At 55.9% G+C, this 22,160-nt stretch carries 11 protein-coding genes and 1 pseudogene; all 12 read left to right on the top strand.

Annotated features, from left to right (window positions below):
• The first annotated feature begins 9 nt into the window (after window positions 1-9).
• Complete coding sequence (locus tag FB593_RS25535) at window positions 10-888, top strand: AraC family transcriptional regulator (protein ID WP_145167298.1); 879 nt, start codon at window positions 10-12, stop codon at window positions 886-888.
• 762 nt (window positions 889-1,650) lie between these two features.
• Entirely contained in the window at window positions 1,651-5,088 is a 3,438-nt protein-coding gene (locus FB593_RS25530) for a DEAD/DEAH box helicase (protein ID WP_414896269.1), read from the top strand.
• Window positions 5,085-6,854, top strand: a complete 1,770-nt coding sequence (locus FB593_RS25525) for a phospholipase D-like domain-containing protein (protein WP_145167297.1) — start codon at window positions 5,085-5,087, stop codon at window positions 6,852-6,854. Before FB593_RS25530 ends, FB593_RS25525 begins: the two co-directional genes overlap by 4 nt.
• A gap of 138 nt (window positions 6,855-6,992) precedes the next feature.
• The gene (locus tag FB593_RS25520; protein ID WP_186447981.1) at window positions 6,993-8,378 is read left to right on the top strand and encodes a hypothetical protein; all 1,386 of its coding nucleotides are present in this window, start codon (window positions 6,993-6,995) and stop codon (window positions 8,376-8,378) included.
• Window positions 8,375-11,125 carry a UvrD-helicase domain-containing protein gene (locus tag FB593_RS25515; protein WP_145167296.1) on the top strand — a complete coding sequence of 917 codons (2,751 nt, stop codon included), beginning with the start codon at window positions 8,375-8,377 and terminating at the stop codon, window positions 11,123-11,125. The genes FB593_RS25520 and FB593_RS25515 overlap by 4 nt, the downstream gene beginning before the upstream one ends.
• Window positions 11,126-11,417: 292 nt before the next feature.
• Window positions 11,418-12,053 (top strand): hypothetical protein, encoded by a 636-nt coding sequence (locus tag FB593_RS25510; RefSeq protein WP_145167295.1) that lies wholly within the window; start codon window positions 11,418-11,420, stop codon window positions 12,051-12,053.
• 274 nt (window positions 12,054-12,327) lie between these two features.
• Window positions 12,328-13,728, top strand: coding sequence for an MBL fold metallo-hydrolase (locus FB593_RS25505; RefSeq protein ID WP_145167294.1), 1,401 nt, complete (start codon window positions 12,328-12,330; stop codon window positions 13,726-13,728).
• A gap of 337 nt (window positions 13,729-14,065) precedes the next feature.
• A complete protein-coding gene (locus FB593_RS25500) occupies window positions 14,066-15,253 on the top strand; it encodes an SIR2 family protein (protein ID WP_145167293.1) in 1,188 nt (395 codons plus the stop codon).
• Window position 15,254: 1 nt separating this feature from the next.
• Window positions 15,255-17,903 carry a hypothetical protein gene (locus tag FB593_RS25495; RefSeq protein ID WP_145167292.1) on the top strand — a complete coding sequence of 883 codons (2,649 nt, stop codon included), beginning with the start codon at window positions 15,255-15,257 and terminating at the stop codon, window positions 17,901-17,903.
• 323 nt (window positions 17,904-18,226) lie between these two features.
• On the top strand, window positions 18,227-19,618 hold the full coding sequence (locus FB593_RS25490; RefSeq protein WP_145167291.1) for a hypothetical protein: 1,392 nt from the start codon (window positions 18,227-18,229) through the stop codon (window positions 19,616-19,618).
• A 51-nt stretch (window positions 19,619-19,669) separates the two neighbouring features.
• Window positions 19,670-21,400: an ATP-dependent nuclease gene (locus tag FB593_RS25485; protein ID WP_145167290.1), complete on the top strand. Its 1,731-nt coding sequence runs from the start codon at window positions 19,670-19,672 to the stop codon at window positions 21,398-21,400.
• Window positions 21,393-21,884: pseudogene (locus FB593_RS28100) on the top strand (UvrD-helicase domain-containing protein); the annotation flags it as partial. The gene FB593_RS25485 and the pseudogene FB593_RS28100, both read left to right, overlap by 8 nt.
• Between the last annotated feature and the right edge of the window lie 276 nt (window positions 21,885-22,160).

Here is a 22,160-nt window from a genome sequence, read left to right as displayed (position 1 = left end):
GAAGAAGCGATGAAGGCGGCGCTTGAAAACTACCATGACCGGATGCAGCGGGTGCTCGATCACATAGACCGGCATCTGGACGACGATCTGGATCTGGAAGCGATTAGCGACGTCGCAGCCTTCTCGAAATACCATTTCCACCGGCAGTTCACGGCGACCTTCGGCCTGTCCGTGCATCGCTATGTCCAGCTGGCACGCATGAAGCGCGCTTCATACCGGCTGGCCTACGACGTCCAAAGCGTCACGAACATAGCGATGGATGCCGGTTACGACGCGCCAGATGCCTTCGCCCGTGCCTTTCGGCAACGGTTCGGGCAATCCCCTTCGTCGTTCCGGAAATCTCCCGACTGGGAGCCATGGCTTGCGGCCTTCGGGCCTATCGACAACGCCAGGAGCAAACTCATGCAGAAGACCTATACCCCCAATGACGTGACGATCCGCGATGTAACCGCGACGCCGGTGGCGATCATGCAACATCGCGGCGACCCCGCGACGATCGGCGCCACCATCCAGCGGTTCATCGCGTGGCGGAAGACCACCGGCCTGTCTCGGAAGACCAGCCCGACCTTCAACGTCTTTCATTCCGATCCGCGCACCACCCCCCGGGACGAATACCGGCTAGACCTGTGTGTCGGCACTGATAGGGCAATCGAGGCAAACGGCGAGCAAATCGAGGCCGGTATGATCCCCGGCGGACGCTGCGCAGTCCTGCGCGTCGTTGGCAACACCGACAACCTGGAGCCTGCCGCGCTCTACCTCTATCGCGACTGGCTGCCGGCTAGCGGCGAGGAAGCGGGAGACTTCCCCCTCTATTGCCAACGCCTCACCTTCTTCCCGGAAGTGCCGGAGCGTGAGGCCGTCGCGGAGTTGTTTCTTCCGCTGAAATAGCGACACTGCACGGCGGTCTGTCCCTTCCAATCACCCGAAGCTGACGGGCCGTTGTCCACCAATCTTCTCGTTTAGGGGTGATGCCTGCCGACACACGATCAACGGCTGTACGCTTATGTAGGTTTTCTGTTCCGTTGTACTCAAACACCGATTTCTGCCATGAAAGTCGATCCAGCTTACAAAATGGGGGCGGTCGCAAAATTCCCGAAAAAAATTTGAATTTTGCGAACGAGTTTGCAGCGTCGCAGAATAGGGGTTTATGTGCCAATCCACGGCGTCCGCGCTGGCGCATTGCAGGTCGATCTAATTAGGATGATGTCCTTAGCATATATAATCCAGTAGCTTAGTACGGGTCTCTCGATAGTGCTTCGCCTTGATGGGACTAGAACCTAAGACCCCATGTACTCAGATCGCTAAACAGTTGAGGTTACGAACATTTTTTGAAAGCCGAACGCTCAACTTTGTGTAAACTCGGCCTGTCAACTATCTTTGCTAAGCTCGATTATTTCATCGACTTAGCCATCGCGGTGATCGAAGCCTGACGCTTGCCGTTTCAGATTTGGCCCGCATCGAAGACAACCGTATGAGTTAGGGACCTGGTCGCCGCTGCATCCCTGTCCGTCCTCGGTTTCCCGCAGCGCATGCAACATTGCTCCATATTTTTCATGCGAATAGCATGCTCCCCAGGATATGTCCGCTTGAAACTGTAGCCACGGAGAACCTACTATTTCTGCGATGATTCTGTGATGTACACCAGCAGAGATGGCAAGAATGGCCCGCAAGAAAGATGCTAACCGATTGCCTCTTGATAGCCGGTTTCAGTTCTGGGAGGATTCCTATCGCGGTCGACCAGACAGATGGAACTCGCTCCTCCGCCCTGCGACGGGGATCGAGGACGGAGAACGCTATCTCCTGCGCCTGTTTTCGAAGACGAAGACGCCACTCGATCAAGACTTGATAGGCATTATTGCGCGTGCCCAAAGACGGGTCCGTCGCGTCATGACGTCAAAAGTCGCACGTGAGGTATTAGTCCATGTAATTGAGGTCACCGAAGATGCCGACGAGATAGCCATCGTCATGCTCGATCCTGGCACTCCGGTCGCGGGCTCATCGCATCGGACGCGGACGCGCAAGAGCCGCTTTCTGACAAGCGCAGGAAGAGCCATATTCTGGCGAAACCTCCGGAGGGTCGTCGAAGGTTTGCGGCTCATCCACGAGGCTGGCATCGTCCATGGGTCCGTTTCAGAGCATACCATTTTTGCCGCAAGTGATGACGTCGAGGGGTATCGGCTTGGCGGCTTCGAAGCATGCATTCACATTTCTGATGGCGCGCTCGGTGCCAATGACCACCTTTTCGACCCGTTGACGGCCATCTCTTTCAGGCAAGATTGGATAGACCTCGCTAGAACAGCGAAATCGCTCTTGGGCGTCGATGACGCCGAAGGTCCTGCTCTATTGGCAATCGAACGCAAACTGCTGGACCGGATGGGAGATCCTCCCCGATTCCAGCTCTTCGACGGAAGCGTCGTCATTGGAGAGCTGGACGAGGTCATAACAGAGATAGGTCGCGCCGGGACGAGCGCGGAAGGCGAGCTCGTCCTTTATCCTGCCCATGGCGTCGCCCAGAGAGACTTTCCCACACTCACATCCGGCACCATCCAGGCAAGCGAGATGGATGAGGTTTTCGGTTTTGTCGAGGGCGATTTGCTCAACCCGTCTATTCGGGCAAAATCAGCCGGACAGGACAAAATCAGACTGATAACCGACGTGGCGATCTACGATCTCAAACTGCAGAGCGACTTTACCGCGACGATCGAAAGCGCCCACAAAAGGCAGGCAAGCGATTGGCTGGATGGCGCGGTCGAGATCCCCCATCGCCTACAGTTGTCACGACACCGCGGCGGCGCAGACGAGCGAGTACGCAGGCTTGGGCATGGTGCAAAGCGCTGGAACGATCTGCTTAGCGACCCGGAAGCTTCACGCCAGCCGCACGACGCTCCAACCTGGTACGCCCTCGTCCTGCTGGAAGCCTTCACCTTGCTGCGGGAGCAATTCCGTATCTATCCTGTTCAGGTTATCGCTTCGATTGATAGTCAAGAAAAGGATCTCGTCAGCGTCCGTCTCCAGCCGGACCCCGAGCGCGATGAGCGTCGGGAGCGACTTGGCCTGACGAAGGCGCTCACCGCCCTGCAGAAGGAAATGCGCTACGATGACGGCAAACCGAACTGGACGCTCTCGGCCAGCGAGGAACTTGTCTTCAGTCGCGAACGAAGCCCTGAACTGAGTTTCGACGAAAGCTCACTGATCGAGGGAGAGCTGACGCTCACATTCACCACCAGCCACCTTCCGATGCAGGGCGAGCGGCTTTTCCTTCGCCCAAGGCGAGACGCCGGTACGGAACGGGCAATTCGCCGCCGGCTGCTCAATATCGTCGCGGCTCGTCAGAATCTGGAGCTGCTCAGAGCTCTGGACGATCCGGCTCAGGTTGCTCTGGATGATGTCCTGCGCGAAGTCGCCGCGCCCGGTTCGGCGGTACCGAACATGGACGCATCCAAGCTGTCGGCTTGGAACAGTATCGTGGCCGGACGATCAATCAACGTCATCGTTGGCCCACCGGGTGTTGGTAAAACCTACCTTATCTCCAATCTCGTGCAGAGCATTATGGAGAAGACGCCGGATGCGAGAATCCTGGTTTCCGCACAAAACCATGAGACGCTCGTGCATATGGAGAAAGAACTGCGCGACATCCTTGCGGGCCAGGCATCGATCATTGTGCGGGTAGAGAAGTCGCAGGTCAGCGTCGAAGAAAGCACTTTGCGACAGAGCTCGCTCGACCTGCTCCAAACGGCTTCGCAAACAGGTGGGAGTGGTTCCGCGCTCATACAAAATCAAAGTCGCCAAATCGCCCAGACACTGCGGCCGGTCGACAATGCCGAGCGGTCGTTGGCTGAGCGGGTATTGCGCGATACCGATAATCTGATGTTGCGGTCAGCCGATGTCACCCTGGCGACAACGTCGTCGAACACGATCGAGGAGATGATCGCTGACGGCGAACAGTTCGACTGGGTCTTCATTGAAGAGGCCGCCCGCGCCAATGGCGCTGAGCTGATCGGCGCACTGCTCCTAGGCAACCGGCGTGTGATGATTGGCGACCATAAGCAATTATCACCATTCGACTCCGGCGAGCGGCAACGATATTACGATCCTGCGGCCGCAGCGGAGCTGCTGCTCGATGCCCAGGATAAGCTCGCGGCAATATCGGACTTGCCACCAGAGTTAGACGAGGCTCTTGGCACGCTGACGTCTGACGAGTTCCTGCTCAGAGACGTCCTGGCAATCGCAGCCCGTCTCGAAGAACCGTTCCGCGCGATTGCTGAACGTGAAGATGAGCGCGAGTTAACGACAGAGCGGGTAAGCTCGATCTCGACCACCCTCCTTGAGCAGAGCCGGATGCATCCGGCGATATGCGAACTGGTCTCGAATACATTTTACCAGAAGAAGCTGGTCTCTTCACCGCGCGTCACCGAGCGGGAGCAGAAGGTGGGCGTCACCAACAAGATGCCGACCTCACCAATCGTGCTTCTGGACCTCCCATCGTTGAGCGTTGCCCGGCGTAACGCTTTCGAGCAGAAGGTGAAAAAGTCTTACAAGAACGAGACCGAGGCAAACGCCCTCATCGCAGCCCTAAAGGATCTCAAACCGATACCCGGCAAAGATGGCCGGCGTCCGACGCTGGTTGTCCTGTCGCCTTATCTGGCCCAAGTCGATCACCTGGAGCGGAAGCTCAGCCCCCTTATCAACATCGAGACTGACACGCTGCTCGGCTTTGCCAGCCCCCGAGGCAACGGCAAATTTGTCTATACCAGCGACAGCTTCCAAGGTGGCGAAGCAGACGTCGTCCTAGCAACCCTAGTTCGTAACAGCATTCACGTGGGCACGCGCGCGCTTGGATTTATCAAGAACCCACAGCGTATGAATGTTCTGCTCAGCCGGGCGAGACAAAAGCTTATCCTTGCGACAAGCAGGAAGTTCATCAGGAATGCCGTCAACGGGATCGATCCAGATGGTGTGAATGAGGAACTGCGGTTTCTTACCCGGATGCTGAACGAGATTTCGCTCCTGGAAAAAAAAGACTTTCCGCAAATGGGGATGGGCGTCACGATTGTTCCTGTCGATGAAAACGGGAGGCTGGCACCGTGAACAAGATCTACATTCCTGCTTGGCACTACAAAGCCCCAGGACTTGTCCAGCGCGTCTGGGGCTGGAGCCCGATCGAGGAAATGGTGTTGCTGACATTGGATGCAACGCCCGGCACGATCGACGACCTGGCTTCGACGCTCCACATTCCTCGCCAGGTAGCCGCATCGACGGTAGCACGATTGATGCAGTTTGGATTGATCGAAGTTCGTATGTCGCCGCGGCCGATGCTGTCAACCAACCTTGTCGGACGTGACTTTATCCGGGGAAGCCGCGCTTTACCCGAACGCTCTGCCGACAGGGAGATTGGGATCAGCGTTATCTATGAAAAGGTCGGTGAATCCGTTTTCCGCAATCGGGATGTCGATACGATCCCGATCACCAAGCTCCCAAGATCGGGCAAAATCGTAACCTTCCCGGTCGGCGAACCCTTGGAAACCGACTATTCGATGATGCAGCGCGTCACTCAATATATGTCCGGGACGCTACGACCGGGTGAATGGCTGCGCGGGATACAGGCGAATAGCTCTTATCTTGAGCGCAAGTTTCTGGTGCTGGATCTCGATGACGTGAGAGACGGCGCGATCCCACCCGGCGCAAGTGAGAAGCTTGTCGAGGCGCTCAGGGCGACGATCAAGACAGGGCTGTTGCCGCTTACCGCTCCGCCGGTCGCGGATGAGCCACCTGCTATCTCGACGGAGATCAACGCCGACCAGATTGTGGTTGGGGCACATCAGCAGTTGGAGCGTTTCGAGCAGATCGTCAAAGCCGCAAGATCTCATGTTTTCATTCTTTCGACCTTCGTCGCATCGCAGGATGACGATCGATGCAAAGAGAACCGCGAACGGATGTGGCAGGCGCTGGAAGAGGCGTGCAGCCGTGGCGTGAAATGCCATCTGTTCTTCGGCACGTCGATCGACGTGCCGAAGAACGCAATTGCCATGCATCACCTGGGCGAGAGACTATCCGCGATACGTCGCACGCGTGGCTATGTTCTTGCACATCGCGACACAGTCGAAAGCCATGCGAAATTCCTTGTCGCAGATGATGGCCAAGGTGGAGCCATCGTTTCCATGGGATCATGTAACTGGCTGTCGTCGCCATTCAGTGCAGTCGAAGCCTCGGTCGAGCTGACAGAGGCGAGCGCCGCTGGCGCAGCGATGGACATTCTGCAATCCATCATTTCTAAGGTTTCCACTGCCGGCCAATCGATTGAGGCACTTCAGTTCATGGCATCTGAGCTGCGGCGCGACCGCAGCCGGCTGTCTGCCCCCTCGACAGTGACGGGCTCGTTAAGAGCAACGATGCGGATCCTCCATGCGGCCGATCACAACCGTCTTCTGAGGCTCGCTGCCCACGATGCAAGAGCCCGGTTCATCTGCTGCACCAATCGCGTCGGCGCGAACATGGTCCCGGCACTTTTCGACCCAGCCGAAGTTGCAAGCCAGCGCCTCGGCGAAGTGTCGATCTTTTATTCCAGGCGCGGCGGTCCGGTGAAGCGTGGCCATGTCAGTGAGCATCGTGAGCGGCTGAAGGGGAACGTCGAGATTATCGGCGTCGCAGAGCCTCAACTTCACGCAAAGTTCCTTGCATGGGATGACGATCATATCGTCGTGAGCAGCCTCAATTGGGGTTCGCAGTCCGCGTCACTCGAGAACCCATTGGACGAGATCGGCCTTCACCTTGAGGCCCCCGGTCTCGCCACGCAACTTTTGCAGAAATTTGACGCCGAGCGAACCCGGACAGCGAAAGATGCTCTCGCCGGATGACGGCTAGATCGAACGACCGAGTAGCCGTCGCGAATGCACTGCCAAAGTCAGAAGTGCTTTGGTTGCGAAGCTCGCGACCATGTAGATTTAACATACTGTTTGAATTCAAAGATACTGATACCGAGCGCGGAAATTGCCATGAAACGTCTTCACCATTTCTACGTCGCGACCGCGAAATTCCTGTTTGTGCACCCGCAGCACGGTATCGTGTCCGTCCGCGACCCGATTCGAATTAGCGACGCGAGCCAATATGGTCTGAGCCCGCTCCTGATATACGGCTTGACCGTACCCGGCACGCCCATCCGCTGGACAACATTCTCATCGAGCGATAACCCGCAGCCGTTTCGTAGGGTGCTTTTTTCAGCCTGGTCCCAAGCTGAGGGGCTCCGCGGCCAGCCGGATGCCCTGATGGTCAGCCGGAACCTGGCGCAATCTGACCCAAGCCTCGAAGCGGATCTCGCAAAGATTGAGGTCGGCCTCGAGATTGCCGGCCCGCATGAGAAGTCTTTGCCCGCTTCTCTTCGTTCGGCTCAAGACAAAGCCAGATGGATTTCTAGCAGCAGCAGATCAGAGGCTTCGCCGGCTGATCAGGTGATCACAGCATTTTCAGGCGACGCGCTGATCGACCATAATTGGAGGTCGAGGGACTGGCAACGCGATCTCGGCGATCGCGAGTTGAACGAACGCATCGAAGCTTGGCTTGGGTTGCCTTACCGCGAGCCGGATCCATCCTTCGCCACTGAGCAGGTATGGAAGCCGGGGCCGTGGCTGACTTCGTGGGAAACTTCGATCCCGCCGGATCGTGAGCGCTACTTTAGCTATAGCGGAATTGAACGCAGAACGTGGCTGCTGACCGGGCAGGAACCTCGCGACGAAATGGAGGACGAAGAGGAGGATTTCGGGGGCGGTTATGATAACTCGCCGGAAATCGCAAGCACTGTCGTTGCCTGCTGGCCAAATCCCCCAAAGGAGATCGCGCAATCTATCGGGACAACAGTCAAGGCGCTGCAATGGTTTCTCGACGACAAGGCCAGCCTTGACCGCTCTAGGCGATTCGCTCTTCTCGATATGCTCCGCATCGATTTCGACGAACGTCTCGGCTGTTATGCCGCAAGCGGCCCATGCGTCCTTATGGCCAAGAAGCCCGGTCCACTTGAGGACATCTACACAGACATGACCGGCGGCGGCGATGCCTGGCCGTGTGAACTCGTCCCGACCAAAGGACAGGCCGATCCGAGCTGGAGATATGTGCTGATCAATCCCCATAGCCGGCCGCCATCAATCCTCATGGTCGCACGCGGCGACAAGATAGCCGACCGGCTGGAAGATCTCTTGTTGAACTTCGACGGCATCCGCCGGGTCGATCCGACGCTTTACCGCGACGTGGCCTCCACCTGCGCCAAGGCATGCCAGTCACCGAGAGCAAACGCGCCCGCGATCCGGGAGTTTTCTGATCGTCACAGGAACTTCTGGGCCAACTGCATGTGGCTGCCGGGTGAAAACCAGGACGATGGCGACTTGTGATTTTTGATCGCTACACGACCTATCGACCCGGCTTGCTTGCCCGACTGCTCCCTTCCGGCCGATGGAAATTGCAGCTCGCGAAATCGACATCGCCTGTGGTCAATGTTCAGACCGACAGGCATTTCGAACTATCTTGTCTGGATATCGTTGCAGTCGGCGTCAAAAAGGCCCTCCTATGGCACACTGTCGAAATTCGAACCCGTAGCCGTGTCGAGACGCTTTCATGTCTGGGAGAGGAGGCAGCGCGTGGCCTTTCGAGTGACCTTCATCGGTTTATCAACCGCTATCTCCTTGAACTGATAGGATCAGATCGGGAGGCATTGGCGCAGGTCGATGCAAAGCTTGAACCGCTGATCGAGGGCAAAAGCCAGTACCTCGCGCACGCTGACCTCGCCCGTGCCGTTGCAAGTGTATCGGGCCAGGTATCCGCAGCGCTTGCCCATCCGCTGTTCGATCCCGGTGGCATAACTGCACACATGGAAGAATCGCTCCCGCGATCCTTGTCCTTTCTCACGGATCCGGCACGGCGCCATCGCTATAACGATGAGTTCGTGACTGCCGAGCTCACCCGATATGCGCCATTTTTTGACGATCTTGACGGCCGATCTCTGTCCGCGCAGCAGAGGGAGGCTTGCATACGCCTTGAGGATAGCAACTTGCTAATCGCCTCTGCAGGCTCGGGCAAGTCTGCAACCATTGTTGGCAAGGTCGCTTATGTGCTGGATAAGCGATTGTATCGCCCTGACGAGATCCTCGTCTTGGCTTTCAACAAGACCGCCGCAGAAGAATTGAGCGGGCGCATTGCACGCCAGCTCGGCGTGAATGTCGACGATCTCGCTTGCAGGGTTGTGACATTCCATGCCCTCGGGCTTGGGATTATTAAAGAGGTCGAGGGCAAGCCACCTCAACTAGCAAACTGGGTTGAGCATCCTGCCGGCGAGGCACGGGTGATCGAAGCCATCATCCAGAACCTAATGATTTCGGATCCGGAGTTCGCGAAGCTTTGGATTGAACTCCTCGTACTCTACCCAAAGGCCGATATCGCGGCATCTGTCTTCGACAGCCAGGCGGACTATCATAGATACATTGGGTTACGCATGCGTGGGGGCAGCGCAACGATTGGCACGCTGAGCGGATCCTTCGTCAAATCTTTACAGGAACAGACAATCGCAAACTGGCTGTGGCTCAATTCAGTCGAGTTCCAGTACGAGCGGCTGATTGGCGTGGCGGATAATGATGGAAGCGTCAGGCATGTGGAGCCCGACTTCTATTATCCGACGAGCAACACCATTCATGAGCATTTTGCGATCGACGCCGACGGTTCGTCGCCCTTCGCCAACTATGTCACTCACGCCGACCAGAAGATGGCGGCTTACCGGCGGGCCGAGCTCGATGTGTTCACAACCACTTCGGCTCAGGCAAGCGACGGATCACTTCTGCTTCGGCTAGCAGGCGAACTGGAGCATCGAAGCGTTCCTGTTCGCCCGCGCAGCCAGGAAGAAACACTCAAGGCCGTCGAGCCGATCATCATCAAGCGTTTCCACAAGCTGATTGCGGTCTGCATCAAACACATCCGTGCAGGACACATCACGCTGGACATGCTCATGGAACGCGCGAACGAACTCCACGACAAGAAGCGCGCAAGGATCTTCGCACATGCGATTTGGAAGATCACATCCGCTTATTCGAAGAAGCTAGAAGACGACGAACGTATCGATTTCGACGACATGATTTCCAACGCAACCCGATTGGTTGAAGAGGCCCGATACAAGTCACCCTACTCGCTTATTCTCGTCGACGAGTTCCAGGATATGTCTGAACCCCGCGCCAATCTGGTCAGAGCGTTGAGACATCAGCAGGCTTTTTCAAAACTGTTCGCCGTCGGTGACGACTGGCAATCGATCTATCGATTTACCGGGTCAGACATCTCGATATTCACGCAATTCGAATCGAATTTCGGTCCGAGCTGGCAAGGCCGGCTCGAGTTGACCTACCGCTGCAATCCGGTCATCGCCGAAGCGGCAGCGAGCTTTATCCAAAAGAACGCTGCGCAACTGAAGAAGACTGTCCGCTCGACACGACCTGCGATAGCGCGTTCGATCCGAGTGATCCCGATCACGGCAGACCAGGGAAAGCCCGACTTCGGTGAGGCCTGCCTTCGTCTGCTGCGGCGTCTTGACCAATTCCTTGGCGGTATTTCCGAGCAATGGCGTGATGCCAGTTACCAGAAACTGAAAGTCATGGTGCTTTGGCGCTACAATCGACTTGACCCATTTGTCAGCGCCCTGCCGCGCTTCGAGTATATCGAAGTCTCGGGTCTTTCCTTCCATAGAGCGAAAGGGCTCGAAGCGGACTACACGATTCTCCTAGACGTCAGCGAAGGCGATTATGGCGTCCCCAGCCGTATCGAAGATGACGAGCTCCTCAATCTTGTCATGCCGCAGCCAGAGACATTCGGTTATGCAGAGGAAAGGCGCTTATTTTACGTGGCGCTAACAAGGGCAAGCCGCGGCGTTTTCCTTTTAATGAACGCACGCCAGCCGTCGCGATACGTTCAGGAATTGGCAGAAATTGCAGGCGATAATCTCCGGCTTGAGACGATTGATGGTGAAGCACTTGATCAATGCCCAAAATGCCGCGTCGGCCATATAGTGGAAAAGAAGAGCCGCAGGGGTAGCCTATTTCTGGCATGCACCCAGTACCCGGACTGCGATCACACAGCTCAATCACGAACTCGGCGGAAGTGATGCGCAAAATTTAGGACCTGGACCTCGAAGGGATCGGAACCATTCACCCAATCTCCCGTGTTTTAAAAAGTCGAAATTCAAGTATTTTCAGCAGCGCGGTGGCAGGTGCGGGCATAAGAACAACTTATATAACACCAGAGGTGATATCTCGGTCAGCACGCCTAACGCGAGGAAGCTCTTTCACACGCGGCATCTCGAAATTTATTGCCAAGGGGTCGAGGTTCCGGGATGTTGATATCGAGCTGGACGGTAAAGTCGTGATGTAAACTTATGCGTTGAGGCGCGTTCTGTTGTGATCGAGGCGGATGTTCTGGATGGTGCCAAGATGGCCGCGCCTTTTTACGTGCCATGGCCTATCGAAGGAAATCCTGGGGCAATTCTGGCGTTCACTACACCCGACGAATGGCTCGCATTTCTTCGCGAACGTGATTTGCATAACGACGTTCCGCAGATTGTGTCGAACAAATACGCCCGTGCGCAGAGGCTCTACGCGTTGAGTTGGCTCGATCTCGACTTGATGAAAGCTGCAGAGCTAGTGGCGATTACCGCCCTTGAGGCAGCACTGAAGGAGCGTTTTGCCGGGGTATCTCGAAAGGAGCGGCCGATGCTGGGGGGATTGCTGCGGCATCTCGTTCTCAGCGATGGGCTAGGGAACACCGAACTGCCCTTCACAAGACGTTATGGAGGCAAAGCGGCCGATCTGCTCTATGAAAGCGAGGCGACAAGAAAGGAACGAGAGGCCCAAGGCCGGTCGGCCCAGCCGACCTTGCTCAGCATCCGCAACGGGCTTGCACACGGCGACCCCTTCGACGGCCTGCCTTGGAGCGGCTTGCTCGAACTCATCCGCGATCTGATCGAGTACGTCTATCGAGATATGATAGATGCACGTCGTCCGACTGCCCCACTCTCTGGAATGGTAGTACGTTGATTATTCCCAAGCAGCGGGATGGGGAAGATCACCGACGGTTCGCCATGCGTAGGTGTCGACAACGAACGCCCTCTTCGCCCCAAGGCGCACACTGTCGACCTGCTCATAGAAATCTGTGATCTGCGCGGCAGCGAAAGGCGCAAGTTTCGGGTGCAGATTGACCGCGGTATCCCCGCTCAAATTTGCGAGACAGAATCATCAGCCCCCTATTCGCTTTCTAGAATTCGGGATGTACGGTTCGTCTTTTCGATACGCAGTCGTAGTCAAGAGATCCATGCAGCACGCAAAAATCACTCGAACGCAACATCCTGTCGGTCACGGAGGCTTCCACACCGGCTTAATCTCGACAGTTGAGGGAGGGGACGACGGCATCCGTTCGTCGAGCGAGCGCCCAATCGCCAGTTTTTCCTATGTTTACGATTGTGGATCGGAGCGGAGCGATGCATTTAACGTCGAATTGTCGCTATATCGAATAGCATCGTCTGGTAAGACAGATATTCTCTTCGTTTCGCATCTCCATGCCGATCATATCAATGGCATCGACCGCCTGCAGGCGATGGCACCGGCCAAAACTGTCGTCGTACCCTATCTCGACACGTTGGAACGCCTCTTGTTCGTGCTTTCAGATTTTGAGCTAGGGACCGCATCCAGAAGCTCACTCGACTACTTCGAAAACCCTGCGACATGGTGGCTTTCAAGAGGTGCAGAGAGCGTGATTTTTCTGCAGCAGGGCGGGCCCAACGACGTTCCCCCTCCCCGCGGTGGAGCGCCCGATGGACCAATTGATGGTCCCACGGGCCGCCGTCGGATAGCGCTTGACGAAGCCCCACGGAAAAAAACTCCTATGAGCCGATTGGCTCCTCACTTGCGCGCGCCGCACGGGATGATCGACGATAGGCTCATCCCGGCTGATCCGACATCCCGTGACGACGAACGGGGCGCCTTTGTTGCCGCGTCCGGTTCTTATCTGCAGCTCGAATGGAAGAACTCCGCCGAGGATCTTTGGTCCAAGGCGGACTGGATACTCCTTCCCTACGTTCATCCAGTCATTGATTCGACCCGCAAGCGATTTTTGTCGGATGTCAAAAAGGCGCTTGGCTTCCGAGGAAACGACAAAGCGAAACTCGAGAAGCGCATCCTGGAAAAATTAAGGTCTGTCGAACGCGCAAAGATACTGGTAGAAATTTATAATCGGCATTTTCCGGGGGGACACAACGCGATCTCGATGTCGCTTTATTCCGGGCCATTGTCGCGAGCCGAAGAGACAAGACGCATCCCGGGGTTTCCGTTACGGTCGTGGCGCTCTTCCTTGGAAGAGCCCGCTTATGGTCGACTCCATTGGCAAGATACAGCTATCGGCTGGTTAAGCACGGGCGACGCCGCACTCCGCCATGATAAATGGCGGCGGCCTTGGCTGGATTTTTTCGAGGACTTCGGCGACAGAATTTCGGTCATGACATTGCCGCATCACGGATCGGCCAACAACTTTCACGCCGACATACTCAAATTCGGAGCGCTACAGTTCGCGCTCGCGACTACAGTCGAATCCCGTAATCGCGTCGCTCGCCTGAGAGAGACACTTGGCGAGGTGGAGAGGATGGGTATCCGGACCCGCGTCATCGACGACAGACGATTGGCCGCCTTTACAATCATCTGCGAGCGCAGCATGCCCTGAAATCACGCGTTCGCAGCCCTAAGAGCACACCAGGAAACCAGGTGAGGTTTTGGTCTGCGTCATGCACCCCTACGACCGACCTGTGGGCGACGGGAGTCGTCCGGACAACATCGTTTTCCCGCCAAGTATAAGGGCGGCGATCGGATCCACCACCGGGGAAGCCGAGCAGGTTTGCGGGAGCTGGGTGACAAGCTCAGGCTGCACGTCGGCACAAGTACTCGATTTGTTGCGTGCTGGTGACCACCGCGGTCCAGTTGTCGTTGCAAGCTGAGCGTTCAAGTGGTAGCGCGACTGTGTACCTTTCGTCTCAACGTAGGGTGGATTTGAGGGGGCCGGAATGTCTAGTGAAGTCATATTCGGGCCTGGCCTTCCCAGCCTTCCCGAAGACCTTCTTCTTGCAAGGGATCAAGGACGCGTTCTTTTCGTCGTCGGCGCGGGCGCCTCATACCCGAAACCGACCCAGCTCCCCGATTTCGGCGGGCTCGTCGCGAAAATCTACGACATAGTTGACCCTTCAATGTCTTCTGCCATGGCAGCCGTCTCCAAAAAGGGCGGCCCTAAATGGGATGAGGTCACCGATCTGCTCAGCCACGAGCAGAGAACGGAGTTGAAATTCTTCTGCCAGCGCGAATTCGACGTCGTTCTTGGCATGCTCGAGCGTCGGATAGACGGAGATCCGAGCAAAGAAAGTACGATGCGTCGAGCAGCGACAGAAGTGCTGTCGCAGACGATTGAACCGAACCCCGTTCATGATGCGCTGGTGCGCCTTGGGCAGCGCTATGGTCAAACGCTCCTCGTTACTACCAACTTCGACAGGCTCCTAAGCGAGGCTGCTTCGAAGCTCCGTGTCCAGCATGAAGCCTTCGCTCGAGGCGAAATACCTAATCCCAGTAGCAGCCGGGATTTTGGTGGTATCCTTCACATTCATGGAAAACTCAGCTGGCGTAAAGAAAAGGGGTCCGCGCTAATTCTGACCGATCAAGATTTCGGGGACTCATATCTCCGGCGCAATCTCATCACGTCGTTCCTGTATGACGCCGCAAGAATTTTTCACATCGTGCTTGTCGGTTATAGCGCAAGTGATTCGCCGGTCCGCTACCTTCTTAATGCGATCGCTGCTGACGAGCGGCACTTTGTGGATCTTAAGCGGCGTTACGCCTTCGTTGGTTGCGAGCCGGGTGATGAGCGGATGGCCGTCGAGTGGCAGAGCCGGGGGATCACACCAATCGTCTACGACAAGGTCGACGAACATAAGGCGTTGAGTGATATCTTAGTGCGATGGGCGGACATCATCCCCGACAGACGGAATGAGAAGGCGACGAAGTCCTACCTGAAGAAACTGGCTGCCCTCGACCCAGACAGTACCGAAGGTTTGGCTGCCCAATCGTTTCTCAGATATTACGCGCGGAGGTCCACCCCGAGCGAACAGGCCGATCTTGCGCGAATCCTTTCTGGAGCGAACCGATCGCCTCGCTGGCTAACGTTTTTGAATCGGGTTATCCGCGATTCAGGGAGAGGGCGCTGAAATGCCGAGGCTCAAACTTTCCGATACCGAGCGTAGAATTAACCTCATAACCAGAGCTTTCGCTACCGGTCGGCTGGAAGACATATCGGTTCTTGAATGGGCAATCGAGCTCACGTCAGACCAGATGGCCGAACGCGAATCTCTTCGAGATTTGTTTGAGTACCAACCGCAACAGGTTCGCTACCCTTACAATCTGGCTTGGAGATGTGTCTTCGAACATTGGGAGAGGCCTGATGTCGAGACGCACCGCGAAAAATATGAGATCCGGAAGCAGCTAAAGGGAGGTGGTAGCCAGCGAGAGATGATTCGTCTGATTGTTGACGCGGTTCGGCCGTGGCTCCAGATCGACACCTCGAAACGATTAAGGGCCTTGTCGGGTGAAGCACAGCCCGCCAGACCGCGGCATCTCAAGCATCTCATCTACGCGTCGATCTCCAGTGGCAGCCGGTTGATGCCGGCCGACATCCGGCTTGAGGAAAACGAAGATCGCAACTTCCTTTTCGAATTGGCGACTGCCCTGAACGCAGCGCTACTCGCAGGATTGAACCTCGGCCATATGATTGGTTCAATTTCGAAGGATATGGACGTCACAAACTGGCAGGTTCACCGAGCCTATTTTGTACCTCCGGACCAATATCCGGAAGGTGGCGGTGAGCCGGATCGTCATAGTGATGGGTTCGCACCATCGACCAAGCTGATGTTTGCGGTGATGGAGCGTCTCAGTAGCCTTGATCTTCATGCCGCCCGAAGGGTTATCGACAATTGGGACCGGGAAGGCTGGATGCTTTATCGGCGGCTTTGGGCTGCGGCTGCCCGGAACCCGGCGCTCGTCGATAGTGATGAGGTTGCAGCATTCCTTATTGAGCTTGCCGACCGAGAATTCTGGTGGGCGAGCGCATATCCGGAATTCGCTGAGTTGCGAGCTCTTCGATGGGCAACACTATCGCCCGACGACCAAAATCGCATCGAGCAGCGAGTCCTGAAAGGGGAGCCCGCAAAGCTCATTTCCAGCAGGATCGAGAAATCGGATAGGGCAGGTTACAAGGACTACCATATATTCGTGGAGCTTCGACGAATCCAGGCTGTGGGCGGAAACCTTACAGATAAGGGTCAGAAATGGCTCGAGGACTTTGCAACCCGGTCGGGAGACCTGCCGGCCATTGAATTGACGCATGGCTTCAATCAGGGTGTCCGCCTGATCCATCGCGTGAGGACTGTCGAGAAAACATTCGACGCGATCCCGACAACCAAACTTCTGGACGAACTGGCGAAATCGCTCGCGGATACGGGCTGGGACGACAAAAGCCAGAATGCTTCGGAGTTTATCGCAGAAAATGCATCTGTAGTGCTCGGTCTTCTGCCGAAGGCCGAGGGTGCTGTCGCCGCCAAAGTGTGGCAAGCACTAGGATACGCTTACCGGCCCGAGAACCTCAACACCGCGCCGGACACGGCTTCGCAGGAAGATAAGGATAAGATCCAGATCGCGCTTTCCATCTGTGTTTCGCTTGTCGACGAGCGCGCGACTGTTGTGTCGAAGGCCGTTGACGGCCTCGCGTCGTTCATGACGAGTTGGGATCGATTACTCGCGAGGCGAGAGGAATTCCAGAATGCCTGGCTGCGGCTGTGGCCCTTCGCTGTCGAGAAAACGAACTCGAGCAAAGCAGATCGTTCCGAATACAGTCAGGAGGCTTTCAACTCCCCTGCCGGCCAGCTCGCCTTAGCCTTCGTCGAGACCTGCCCGACAGTAAAGAAGGGCGATAGTCCACTGGCAGATGGCTATTGGCCACAAATGCTTCAAGCAATGGGTGAGACCGTCGGAATCGCGCGGCTTCATGCGCAATTCGTTCTTGTCAGGGAACTGGCATACTTCATTGCGGCCGCAGAACAGTGGTCGAAAGATTTTCTTCTTCTGCCTCTCATCAACGCACTTGAAAGCCACGAAACCACCGTCTTGTGGGAAGCGTTTTCGATGGCGCACCTGCCTCAAAAGGAGGTCGTTGCTGAACTGGCCCCGTCACTTGTCGCAGCAGCACTATCTGACCGCTTGTCGAGTGAGGTTCGTGGGGATCTCTCAGAACGCGTCATCTGGTCGGCACTGACGGATCGTGCTGAGAAGGCCGAACCCGCTGTGCCAATCGATCTGATCCAGCAGATGTTGAGGTTGGGGAAAGATGAAGTCCGCACCGAGGCCGTGCGTGCGTTTTCGCAGTATCTTGCACCAGACGATGGCTTAACAGAGGAGGAAAGTTTCGAGATCGTCAAAACCGTATTCTTGGACGTGTGGCCGAAGGAACTCACTCTCAGCTCGAAGACCGTTTCCGAGCGGCTCGCTCGACTGCCGGCTGAGGCTGCACCCTGTTATGTTGAAGCAACCGAAATGGTTCTCCCATATCTAACACCCTTTGACTGCTGGTCACTTTACGACTTTGGCGTCATCGATCTAGACGAGGATCGCAGTGAGTTCAAAATTATCGATGACCCGAAAAAAGCGGCGGCGTTTCTATCGATCTTAGATCGGTCGGTTGCCGGAGATGAAGGGGCGATCATTCCGAGTGGCCTGGAGAGGGCGCTGTTCCACATCAAGAAAATTTCACCAAAGCTTGAAAAGGATGTTCAATATCAGCGTCTTCTGATGTTGAGCAGGCGTTGAAGCTTCCGCAATCGAGCGAAACGTTTCTGGCGGAACACCTCGGCTGGCGTATTGTAACGAAAGGCAAGCTGAGCGGTTGTGTGTCGAGACGGCAAAACAACGTCATACTTCATCGGCCGTCATTGCCTCTGTGAAGCCGGCAAGGTTTAAATTTCAAATTACAAAAGTCCGCGGATTGTTTTCAACTGGCCGAAGTTCGAATCGACGGCCGAAATTTGCAAGGAAAGATCCGAGGGATTGGCAACACACACCTCGTGATTGCATGATCGACGTACCCACGGAAACGTGATGCGACAAGCCTGACGGTGTGAGAGGAGTGACACATGGCGAAACCGGGAGCGTATGTATTAAAGCTCACGCGCGACCGCGAGGCGCTTTTTCATGAGGCACTAGAAGACCGAGAAATGTTTGCTGAGGCGGTACCGTCCTTTCCTCATGCCAGAGGAGCACCGCTTGTTTGTTTCATACTGAATTCTCGCGGGCGGATCTCGCATATTGCCAACGGCCGTCGCGGGGTTAATGCAGGAACATTCCAAAGTCGGCTCAATCTTTCGGATATCGAACCCTTTCAAACCAAATTGACCGCGCAAGACATCATTGAAGGAGTTCCAGCCAGAAATCGAAAGGTGGTGGAGGAGCGGTTCAAGCATGGTGGTCTCTTAACGCCAAAGGCATTTGAGGAAGTCGTAGATCTTGTCGCCCGTTTGGCTCCTGAAACGGCACCATCAATAGATCGATTTACGAAGGCTACGCGCCGTCGGCTTGCGACACTTGATCGCAGCGCTCGAGAGGCACTGGGTGCGCAAAAGGAAAGTGTAGCGACAGCCATGCTACTAGCCGGCATCGAGCGATCGCCCTTGCAAGAATGGGTGCTTCGCGATGATGAAGCACCAGGCTCTTTTCTGGACGGCTTGAAACAATCACGACAGCGCGAAGATGAAATGATTATCCGCGATATGGCGGACGTACCCGGATACGACTTTATCCGCCGCGTTCCAAAGGCCTCGGCTGCCCTCTTCGTCGATGAAGAGAGCGGAACGCGCTTGACCGTCGTTCTCGCCAATCGTCTCCCGCTCGAAGAACAGACCGGAACGGATCTCATCTATTACAATGAGACCTTCAAGTCATTTATACTAGTCCAGTACAAAGCAATGGAGAACGACAAAGCGGAAGGCGCCGTATTTCGATTTCCCGAAAAACAGCTTTCAGAAGAGATTGCTCGGATGGACGCTTTTGTCACAGAGATCAATAAGCTTCAGGAGGAAGGCACAATCGATGACTTTCGCTTGAACAACGAGCCATTCTTCCTGAAATTTTGTCCGCGCATCCAATTTGACCCTGATTCAAGCGGTGTCACGAAGGGTATGTATGTGCCGCTATCGTATTGGAAGCGTCTCGCGGACCACGATGGCATGGTTGGCCCTCGCGGCGGCCGCCGTCTAGCATACTCTAACGTGCGACGCTATTTCGATAATTCTTCATTCGCAAGTATGGTCAAAGGCGCTTGGATAGGGACCGTTGTAAGCCAGTCGTCCGTGATCGAGCGGTGGATGAAGGAGGTGATCGAGACCGGCAGAGCAATAGCATTCGCCGTGAAAACGGACGACAAGCCGGACGATGATAATGCGTCGATCACCGTAAGGCCCGACCTTGATACAGGACTATTCATCGAAGCCAGTGACGATGAGCCACAATTTATTGTTATGAAAAACTAAGCTTGGCCAATATCGTGGCGTCAGCGGAGCGCAGTTTGCGTGAGGGGGGCTATGGCGGTTATTCGCAAACTTGAGATAAGAAACTTCAGGTCCATTAGACAGTTGGACTGGTGGCCAACCGACGGGATGAACTGCCTGATCGGAGCCGGCGATGCCGGCAAGAGCAGCATCCTCGATGCTATCGACTTTTGCCTCGGTGCCAGGCGCTCATTGACGCTCAGCGACTCCGATTTCCACAATCTCGAAGTTGAGAATGAGATTTCCGTCACGCTTGTTCTGGGACGATTGGATGAAAGTTTACGCAACTACGAGGCATATGGCGACTTCCTCTCCGGCTTGCGGTCCGATGGTGTTGTCGAAGAGGAGCCAGGACATGATCTCGAAACGGTTTTGCGGCTCAACCTCACCGTATCCGGTGACCTTGAACCTCGGTGGCGCTTGTTGTCTAAGCGGGCACAGGATCGAGGTATCGATAGAGGGTTGAACTGGGGGGATCGTCTGACACTGTCGCCTACACGGCTGGGGGACTGGGCTGAGAATAACTTGGCTTGGCGGCGGGGATCGGTCCTCAATCGCTTAAGCGAGGAGAAGCCTGATGCCTCCAAAGCGCTCTCAAATGCAGCACGAGAGGCCCGAAAGGCGTTTGGCGCAGAAGCTGAAAAGCAGCTGGGTGGAGCATTGGCGATCGTCAACAAGGCAGCACGGGAGCTCGGAGTACCCGTCGGCACTGCCGCAAAGGCTTTGCTTGATACCCACTCGGTATCCGTCAGTGGCGGGACGATTGCGCTGCACAACGACATGGGCGTGCCTCTTCGCGGCCTGGGTATTGGTTCAACACGGCTTCTGATCGCTGGACTGCAGCGCGAGGTCGCAGAGAAGTCTTCAATCCTTCTTGTCGACGAAGTTGAACATGGGCTCGAACCACATCGTATTGTGCGTCTGATAGGCTCGCTTGGGGCAAAAACAACACCTGCGCCGCAGCAGGTTTTCGCGACCTCCCATTCTCCTGTGGTTCTCAAAGAATTGGGTCATCATCAGCTTTTCGTAGTTAGGAAAAACGTGCACGGCTCGCATCATCCTTATGCGATTCCAGCAGACACTCAAGGAACGCTACGCGCGTTCCCGGAAGCGTTTCTTGCCCCATCGGTTTTACTATGTGAAGGTGCAACGGAGGTCGGCTTTATTCGCGGATTCGACCAATACTGTACCGCGCAGGGTCAAACATCTATGCAAGCCGCCGGCGTCGCTGTAGTCGACTGTGGCGGTGGTCATGCCGATCGACCGTATCAACGCGCCAAGGCGCTTATCGCACTCGGATATCGCACGGCAATATTTCGCGATGACGACGTAAGACCTTCGCAAGCGCTTCAGACCGAAGTGACCTCTCTCGGCGGGACCACTTTCACATGGTTTGATGGTCAGGATATTGAAAGCGCGATCGTGTTCAATGTAAGCGATCACATCCTTCTGCAGATGCTGGATTATGCGGTTTCTATCCACGGTATCGATCTGATCGCGGCGCATATCTCATCTGCATCTCAGGGGTCAGACAACCTTCAAAATATCCGCAACTTCCTCTTTTCACCGCAACATTCAAGCTCGCCTTTACAGCGAAACATTCTTGCTCGCGCCTGTAGCGGAAAAAATGCCTGGTTTAAGTCGGTCACGCACATGGAGCATGTCGCGCTTCACATCCTCGGTCCGAACCAGGGAGGGATCAACCCGGCGCTAACAAGTAAAATCAACGAGTTGTTAGGCTGGGCACAAACGACCTATGGATGAGGTAAATATCCTCCACTGCAACAGGGGCAGTCTCGCAGCGCCAGCGGGATGCGGCAAGACGCATCTCATTGCAACCAGCCTTCTAGCCCAGGGTCCCGTCAAGCCGGTTTTGATACTTACGCACACGAACGCCGGCGTTGCAGCTCTCCGTTCACGCCTGGACGCAGCCGGTGTTCCCCGGGGTCGATATCGCATCACGACGATAGACGGCTGGGCACTGCGGCTTGTTGGAACGTTTCCCGGACGCAGCGGCCTGGACCCACAAATTCTTTCCCTGAAATTCCCGGCAAATGACTATCCTGCTGTCCGGCAAGGTACCCTCAACATCTTGGAGGGAGGTCACCTCAGCGATGTTATACACGCTACCTATTCAAGGGTACTCGTCGACGAATATCAAGATTGCATTACGCAGCAGCATCAGATGGTTTGCCGGCTGGCCGATATCTTGCCCACATGCGTGCTGGGCGACGACATGCAAGCAATCTTCGGGTGGGGGACAAACGTCCTGGTCGGATGGGCCGAGGTTGAAAGGACTTTTCCGCCACTGCCTCCCATGAGCACACCTTGGCGCTGGAACAATGCAGGATGCTCGGCTTTCGGCCAATGGCTCCTTTGGGTTCGAGGGGCACTGACACGGGGAGAGCCAGTCGATCTGCGGCTCGCGCCGAGTGAGGTATCATGGGTGCAAATTACGGGGCCGGATGACGTTCAGGCGCTCACGCGTGCCGCATACACGTCATCGCCAGTCAATGGCGGAGGT

The sequence above is a fragment of the Rhizobium sp. SJZ105 genome (assembly GCF_007828365.1).
GTDB classification, from domain to species: domain Bacteria; phylum Pseudomonadota; class Alphaproteobacteria; order Rhizobiales; family Rhizobiaceae; genus Agrobacterium; species Agrobacterium tumefaciens.
This window is presented reverse-complemented; position numbering and strand designations above follow the sequence as displayed.

Coding starts and splice junctions, on each gene's coding strand:
- FB593_RS25530 (WP_414896269.1), top strand. CDS start 1,651: ATGGCAAGAATGGCCCGCAAGAAAGATGCTAACCGATTGCCTCTTGAT.
- FB593_RS25485 (WP_145167290.1), top strand. CDS start 19,670: ATGGCGGTTATTCGCAAACTTGAGATAAGAAACTTCAGGTCCATTAGA.
- FB593_RS25490 (WP_145167291.1), top strand. CDS start 18,227: ATGGCGAAACCGGGAGCGTATGTATTAAAGCTCACGCGCGACCGCGAG.
- FB593_RS25520 (WP_186447981.1), top strand. CDS start 6,993: ATGAAACGTCTTCACCATTTCTACGTCGCGACCGCGAAATTCCTGTTT.
- FB593_RS25505 (WP_145167294.1), top strand. CDS start 12,328: ATGCAGCACGCAAAAATCACTCGAACGCAACATCCTGTCGGTCACGGA.
- FB593_RS25535 (WP_145167298.1), top strand. CDS start 10: ATGAAGGCGGCGCTTGAAAACTACCATGACCGGATGCAGCGGGTGCTC.
- FB593_RS25495 (WP_145167292.1), top strand. CDS start 15,255: ATGCCGAGGCTCAAACTTTCCGATACCGAGCGTAGAATTAACCTCATA.
- FB593_RS25500 (WP_145167293.1), top strand. CDS start 14,066: ATGTCTAGTGAAGTCATATTCGGGCCTGGCCTTCCCAGCCTTCCCGAA.